The sequence below is a fragment of the Eubacterium ramulus genome (assembly GCF_003122485.1).
GTDB lineage: Bacteria > Bacillota > Clostridia > Lachnospirales > Lachnospiraceae > Eubacterium_I > Eubacterium_I ramulus_A.
On the sequence record NZ_JRFU01000247.1, the window covers coordinates 1 to 1,596 of the forward strand.

At 39.8% G+C, this 1,596-nt stretch carries 2 protein-coding genes; one reads left to right on the forward strand and one right to left on the reverse strand.

What is annotated here, in order from left to right; translation table 11 throughout:
* Window positions 1-133: 133 nt before the first annotated feature.
* Complete coding sequence (locus tag LG34_RS16245; RefSeq protein WP_109217005.1) at window positions 134-445, forward strand: GIY-YIG nuclease family protein; 312 nt, start codon at window positions 134-136, stop codon at window positions 443-445.
* 65 nt (window positions 446-510) lie between these two features.
* On the opposite strand, the gene trmB is transcribed toward LG34_RS16245, so the two are convergent.
* Window positions 511-1,155, reverse strand: a complete 645-nt coding sequence (gene trmB, locus LG34_RS16250) for a tRNA (guanosine(46)-N7)-methyltransferase TrmB (RefSeq protein ID WP_109217006.1) — start codon at window positions 1,153-1,155, stop codon at window positions 511-513.
* Window positions 1,156-1,596 lie beyond the last annotated feature (441 nt).

Here is a 1,596-nt window from a genome sequence, read left to right on the forward strand (position 1 = left end):
ACTCACCACTTGCAGAAGTGGGAGTCTCAACTCAGACTGAGATGAAACAGGATGAGTCTGTTATTGTACGATATAGATGAAATATGCTGAATAAGAAATAATTTAAGAAAATAAGGGTAATATTGGAGAGAACATGAGAGAAACAACGAGAAATTATACATATATCTTAAAATGCGGGGATGGAAGTCTCTACACTGGATGGACGAATGATATTGCAGCACGCCTGGAACAGCATCGCAGCGGAAAGGGTGCCAAATATACACGGGGACGCGGACCATTGCAGCTGGTGTATCTGGAAGTGTATGACACAAAATCAGAAGCGATGAGTCGTGAGGCAAGGATCAAACGCTTTACAAAAAGTGAAAAGTTGAAACTTCTTGCCGCAGAAGAATGGCGTTCGGAACTGACTGTGGAGGAACAGGAGTTGCTTATTTACAGAGATTAAAAAATGAGCTGCCTAATATTCCAGGTAGCTCATTTTGATCGACGTTGATAAATACGCTATGGATGTTATCTTGAGATAATCATCTTACAGATCGGATTTCCCATGGAGGAAAATTTCTGTTCATATTCAGTCATAACATTTCCCTGGTTCAGTGTTTCGTCATGATGCAGATCCCAGGTAAATGCATCTAAATGCCATCCTGCAGGCTCTACCTGCTCTAGGGAGAACTGGAACAGATCTTTGTTGTCGGTCTTGAATTCCACATGTCCTTCCGGTTTCAAAATTTTATCATATCTGCCGAGGAAGGTCTGGGAAGTCAGACGGCGTTTTGCGTGGCGGTCCTTTGGCCATGGATCGGAGAAATTCAGGTAAATACCATCCACTTCATGTTTTGCAAACATATTACAGATGTTTTCTGCATCCATACGGATAAAACGCAGATTTTCCGGCTGTGTCTCCATAGCATCTGTTTTTTCCAGAGCGCGGACAAGCACGCTGGAGTATTTCTCAATACCGATGTAGTTAATATTCGGATTCTGCTGAGCCAGAGTGGTGATAAACTGTCCTTTTCCCATGCCTACTTCAATGCGGATCGGGTTGTCATTTCCAAATATTGTATGCCAGTTTCCGGCCTGTGGGTCTTCTTCCAGAAAACACAGCGGATGATCAGCGATGGTTTCCCGGGAGCCCGGTACATTTCTTAATCTCATAAAAATAATTCCTTTCATCGTTAAAAATACTTTTGTTTTGTAAAATTTCCATTATAAAAACAATGGAATTGTGATAATTATAGTAAAAAATCAGACACAAACGGTGTCCACTATTGTATTTATGTACTTACGATATTTGGTAGTTTTCTTATAGAAAACGTCTTAGGTTTGTACTTAGTAATTTTTTATAGAAAATTTTGTGTCTGCTTGGTATTTTACTATAAGTTTCATGGAGCGACAAGAGAAATACCGCTGTTTTGCAGAGAAATACGGGTGAATTTTATTAAGATATCCTGAATTTTTCGCTGTAATGCCTGTTTCTTAACACTTGAGAGGTGTTTCTACTGGACGGAATATGTGAATTTTGCTATGATAATTGTTGTGTGAATTTTTATTTATCTCAGTCTGAGTTGAGACTCCCACTTCTGCAAGTGGTGAGTA